5 protein-coding genes are annotated in these 5,513 nt (G+C 37.2%); 1 reads left to right on the top strand and 4 read right to left on the bottom strand.

Annotated features, from left to right (window positions below):
* On the top strand, positions 1-540 hold a 540-nt coding region (locus AB3X49_RS16805), incomplete at its 5' end, for a hypothetical protein (RefSeq protein ID WP_367963502.1).
* 168 nt (positions 541-708) lie between these two features.
* Here AB3X49_RS16805 and lpdA read toward each other — a convergent pair.
* Genes lpdA through acoA form a run of 4 tightly spaced genes read right to left on the bottom strand, consistent with a single transcriptional unit; the run spans position 709 to position 5,381 of the window.
* Entirely contained in the window at positions 709-2,088 is a 1,380-nt protein-coding gene (gene lpdA / locus AB3X49_RS16800; protein ID WP_367963499.1) for a dihydrolipoyl dehydrogenase, read from the bottom strand.
* A gap of 15 nt (positions 2,089-2,103) precedes the next feature.
* On the bottom strand, positions 2,104-3,303 hold the full coding sequence (locus AB3X49_RS16795) for a dihydrolipoamide acetyltransferase family protein (RefSeq protein WP_002127715.1): 1,200 nt from the start codon (positions 3,301-3,303) through the stop codon (positions 2,104-2,106).
* 27 nt (positions 3,304-3,330) lie between these two features.
* Positions 3,331-4,365 carry an acetoin:2,6-dichlorophenolindophenol oxidoreductase subunit beta gene (acoB, locus tag AB3X49_RS16790; RefSeq protein ID WP_002127716.1) on the bottom strand — a complete coding sequence of 345 codons (1,035 nt, stop codon included), beginning with the start codon at positions 4,363-4,365 and terminating at the stop codon, positions 3,331-3,333.
* 17 nt (positions 4,366-4,382) lie between these two features.
* Positions 4,383-5,381, bottom strand: a complete 999-nt coding sequence (gene acoA / locus AB3X49_RS16785; protein WP_002127717.1) for an acetoin:2,6-dichlorophenolindophenol oxidoreductase subunit alpha — start codon at positions 5,379-5,381, stop codon at positions 4,383-4,385.
* Positions 5,382-5,513 lie beyond the last annotated feature (132 nt).

Here is a 5,513-nt window from a genome sequence, read left to right as displayed (position 1 = left end):
GGATTAGAAGTAGTAAGTGCTGCAGAAAAAGATTATACAATTAAAACATTTGATTATTTAAAAGTTGATGAAAAGAATGTTAATTCATTTACAAAATTAAGCGATCAATCAAAAAAAGACATCCAAATTACTATGGTACTACCTAAGCAAAATGAAAATGGAGATTGGTTAGCTTATGGCTTTACTAGCAGAGAAACATTGAATGCTTTTATTGAAAAGGATAAAAAGGCACTTAAAAATCAAATTAACCCTTTAGGTAGTGGTGCTGGTAGTACCGATTTTTATGAGCATCAAAATAAAGGTGGACAGTATATTTATTGGAGCAGTGGCTTTAAAAACCTACCTTCTAGCTGGAACGACAGAATTTCTTCTGTAAGTACAGCTTCACCTTCTGCAAGTTATTCAACAACGCTATGGGAACATTCTTCAACTCAAGGATATGGAAAAGGTGTCTCCTTTAGACACTCTGATTGGTATGGTCAAACTGCTAATTTAGCTGCAGATTGGAACGATATAACTTCAGCTATTGAAATTAAATAGTAACAGCGCATTTCAATTAAATAAGTGAAGAAGTTTCAAAATCACTATACTCTCATCGATTAAAAAAACATGAGAGTATAGTGATTTTTCTAGTATCTTTTTATACATATTGCTACTTAAATATTATTTACTAAAAAGACCAGTCATATTAGACTGGTCTTTTTACCTTCAAGCATGTACAGCATGTCCCACCGCCTGCAATAATGCTTCATGGATTGCTTCAGATAAAGTTGGATGTGCTACAATATAATCTCTCATTATATCAGCGGTTACTTCTGTATGAATCATCACCGTTCCTTGTCCGATTAGTTCGGTTGCACGAGGACCGATAATAGAAATCCCTACAATTTCTTGATATTTAGGTTCCACAATAACTTTTACTTTCCCCGTTTGTTCTCCAATAATAAGCGCTTTTCCGTTCGCTGTAAATGCGAATTCTCCGATGAGGATGTCACCGTATTGCTCTCTTGCTCCTTTTTCTGTTAAACCGACACTAGCAATTTCTGGAGCTGTATAAATACAGCGAGGTACAGCATGATAGTTTACTTTCACATCTTCTCCGCTCGCGTGTAATGCCGCTGTCGTTCCTTCATGGAAGGCAACGTGAGCAAGCTGTATTCCACCAATCACATCACCCGCTGCGTAAATATGTGATCTATTTGTTTGCATATGTTCATTCACAGAAATTCCTTTATTTGAAAATTGAATGCCTGCTTTTTCTAAAGCTAATTCTTGTACACGTGGTTTTCGACCTACAGAAACGAGAATGGATTCCGGGTTGGCTTCTTGGATACTTCCTTCATATTCAAATGAAGCCTGCTTCTTATAATTATTTAATCCTTTTAAAGCCGCTCCTGTAAATATTTTTACGCCATCATTTTCTAGTTTCTCCCTTAAAATTTGTGCGATATCTTCATCTTCACCAGGTAATAATTGCGATGCCATTTCAACAATCGTAACTTTTGTTCCAAGACGACTATAAATGCTTGCAAACTCGCAACCTATTACACCACCACCAACGATTAATAATGATTTTGGTATATTTTCTAGGGACATTGCATGACTACTATTTAAAATCCACTTCCCATCAAATGGAGCAAAAGGTAATTCAGTTGGTTCTGATCCTGCCGCTATAATAAACTGGTCTCCAACTACTACATCTTCTTTATCACCATGTGTAACTCGCACACGGTGATCCGTTTCAAATTTCGCTTTACCTTGTATAACTTTTATTTTATTTTTCTTCATTAAATATTGTATACCTTGTACGAGTTGCGTAACAATTTGTGATTTTCTCGTCTGTATTTGTTTCCAATCAATTGATATATTCTGCTTATCTACTAATACTCCAAAACGATTCGCATGATTAACAATATCGTATACTTCCGCACTTTCTAACAATGATTTCGTAGGCATACAACCGACATTTAAACAAGTCCCGCCAAGATCAGCTTCATCAATAAGAGTGACATCTTTTCCATTTTGAGCCGCGGTAATTGCCGCTACATAACCAGCAGGTCCGCCCCCAATAACAACTAAATTACTCATTTTCTCACCTTCTCTTTATAAAAGAATTGTTACAGGTTCTTCTAAATAACGTTTAATTGTGCGTAAAAATGCAGCTGCTGGTGCACCGTCTAGTACACGATGATCGAATGTTAAACTTAAAGGTAACATACTTCCTTTTCTTAATTTTTTCCCTTTATATACAGGAACATGTTCAATTGCACCTACACCTAAAATACCAGTTTCAGGTGTATTTAATACTGGCGTAAAATATTCAATACCGAAGCTACCTAAATTACTAATTGTAAATGTTGTCCCTTGCATATCATCACTACTTAAACTGCCTGCTCGTGCCTTTTGTGCCACATTTTTAATCTCTTTAGATAACTCTACTAAAGATAGATTATTAGCAAAGCGAATAGCTGGAACGACTAATCCTTTTTCTAACGCGACCGCCATACCTAAATGAACATGTTCAAATTGATGAATGACATCATTTATATACGCGCTGTTCATTTCTTTATGCTCTCTTAGCGCTAATACAACAGCACGAGAAACGAAATCAGTAATAGTTAGTTTGTTATCGTATCGTTTTTGTACAACTTCCGCTATTTCTTTATGTAAAGCAACTAAATCTGTAACATCTACTTTCATCGTTAATGTTAATTGCGCACTATTTTGTAAGCTTGCATGCATACGGTTCGCAATTGCTTTTCGCATACCAGTAATAGGAATGACTTTACTTTCTTCTTGTTCAAGTACTTCTGGAATTGCTACTCTTTCTTCAAGCGCCTTTAATACATCTACCTTTGTAATTCTTCCGCCAGGTCCTGTACCAATTAATGATCTAATATCGAGATTTTCAGTTTTTGCAATTTTCTTTGCTACTGGAGATATTTTAACTCTTTGCTTCGTCACATCTATCGCATATGGTTCTGGATGTTGTACCTTTTTAGGTTCTGGATTAGATGCTTTTTCTTCTACAACATGTATGTTTTCATGAACTTCTACTTTTTCGTCCGGTTTACCGATGTAGCAAATTACAGTACCCGGCGGCACTCCCTCATCTTCACTTACAGCTATATCAAGAACAGTTCCATCAGCTGGTGCTTCTATTTCAGTTTCGATTTTTTCCGAGTTAATACTAGCAATTAGTTCACCTTTTTCTACATTATCACCTGCTTTAATATTCCAGCTCGTAATAATACCTTCTTTCATCGCCATACCTAACTTCGGCATTACAACTTCTACAGCCATGTTTCTCTCTCCCTTCTCATCGTTTCATTACACATGTAATAAAGATTGGTCTCCGATCATTTCTGATACAGTTTCAATTACTTTCTCCGGCGTTGGTAAATATAACTTTTCAAGTGGTGGCGAAAACGGAACTGGTGTATGTGGTGCTGTAATTCGTTTAATAGGTGCATCTAACAAATCGAATCCTTTATCCGCTACAATTGCCGCAATATCTGTTGCGATACTACATCTTGGATTTGCTTCGTCAATAACAATCAGGCGATTCGTTTTTTCAACAGATGCTAAAATCGTATCTTCATCCAGCGGTGATAAAGAACGTGGATCGATTACTTCTACTTCGAGTCCTTTTTCCGATAATTGCTTTGCAGCTGCAAGTGCTGTATGAACTTGTTTTCCAATTGCAACGATTGTTACATCAGAACCTTCACGTTTAATATCTGCTTTTCCTAAAGGAATTGTATAGTGCCCTTCTGGTACTTCGCCTTTCATATTGTAAAGTGTTTTATCTTCAAAGAAGATTACTGGATCGTCATCTTCAATTGCCGCTAATAATAAGCCTTTTGCGTCATAAGGAGTGGAAGGAACGACAACTTTTATACCTGGAATGCTCGTAAATAACGCATATAAACTTTGTGAATGCTGTGCCGCTGCGCTAAATCCAGCACCGTGCATCGTACGTACTGTAACTGGCACTTTCGCTTTTCCACCGAACATATAGCGGAACTTTGCACCTTGGTTTAATACTTGATCAAGACAACTACCGATAAAATCATTAAACATTAATTCAGCTATCGGACGTAAACCTGTTGCAGCAGCTGCCATCGCCGCTCCCATATAACCCGCTTCTGAAATTGGAGTATCTAAAATACGATTTCGACCAAATTCTTGTACAAGTCCTTTCGTAACACCGAGTACACCGCCCCATGCTTCATCATCTTGCAAGTGATCCACTTGTGCACCGCCTGCAACATCTTCTCCGATTAAAATTACGTTTTCATCACGACGCATTGATATTTTCATCGCTTCATTAATTGCAGTTGACATACTTACTGTTCTAGTCATTATTTTTCACCCTCCTCTTATTTGTAAGAAACGTATACATCTTTTAATAATTCTTCATCCTCTGGATATGGACTGTTTTCACTAAATTCAATTGATTTTTGTACTGCTTCATCTACTGCCTTTTCCATATCCACAAGTTCGGATTCCGTTAATAAAGCTTCATGAATTAAATGCTTGCGGAAATGCACAATCGCATCTTTTTCATTTAAATGTTCTTCTTTTTCTTCCGCTGTTTTATACGTTTGTGCTTCTCCTTCAAAATGACCGTAATTACGATATGTCATGCATTCAATTAAAGTTGGGCCACCGCCATTACGTGCACGCTCAACAGCCTCTTCCGCCGCTTTATATACTGCTAATAGATCTTTTCCATCTACTTGAACACCCGGAATGTTATATGCTTTTGCACGATCAGCAATAGAGTTACAACTAGAAGCATATTCAAATGTTGTTGCTTCACCGTAACCGTTATTTTCTGCGATAAAAATAACTGGTAACTTCCAAATCGCTGCTAAATTAACCCCTTCATGGAATGTTCCTTCATTATTTGCTCCGTCACCGAAGAAGCAAACACTTACATCTTTCGTTCCTTTATATTTAGCTGTTAATGCTGAACCGCAAGCAAGTGGAAAACCTCCGCCTACAATCCCATTTGCACCAAGCATTCCTTTATCTAAATCGGCAATATGCATTGAACCACCTTTACCTTTACATAACCCTGTCGCTTTCCCAAAAAGTTCGGCCATCATGCCATTTAAATCACAACCTTTTGCGATACAATGGCCGTGACCTCTATGCGTACTTGTAATACTGTCACTATCTGTTAAGTGGGCACATACACCAACTGCTACTGCTTCTTCACCAGCGTATAAATGAACGAAACCTGGCAGAACGCCTTGCGCGAACAATTCATGCACCTTGTCTTCAAACTTACGAATCTCTAACATTTTTTCATACATCCAACGAGCTTGTTCTTTCGTAATTTCATTCCCTTTACTTTCAGTTGTTTTTAACATGTCCAGCCCTCCTATTTTCTTGTTCATCTTTTATATTGCAAGTACTGTGCCAAATTCTAATCCCTGATTTAATAGGTTTTCTCTTTTCTTTCATAATAAAAAAGTGGACAAAATGAGACATCTGTCTCGTTT

Source organism: Bacillus sp. C30 (genome assembly GCF_040838255.1).
Lineage (GTDB): Bacteria > Bacillota > Bacilli > Bacillales > Bacillaceae_G > Bacillus_A > Bacillus_A mycoides.
This window is presented reverse-complemented; position numbering and strand designations above follow the sequence as displayed.

Bases quoted from the DNA above. Each gene is read 5' to 3' on its own strand.
- lpdA (WP_367963499.1), bottom strand. From the start codon at position 2,088: ATGAGTAATTTAGTTGTTATTGGGGGCGGACCTGCTGGTTATGTAGCG.
- AB3X49_RS16795 (WP_002127715.1), bottom strand. From the start codon at position 3,303: ATGGCTGTAGAAGTTGTAATGCCGAAGTTAGGTATGGCGATGAAAGAA.
- acoB (WP_002127716.1), bottom strand. From the start codon at position 4,365: ATGACTAGAACAGTAAGTATGTCAACTGCAATTAATGAAGCGATGAAA.
- acoA (WP_002127717.1), bottom strand. From the start codon at position 5,381: ATGTTAAAAACAACTGAAAGTAAAGGGAATGAAATTACGAAAGAACAA.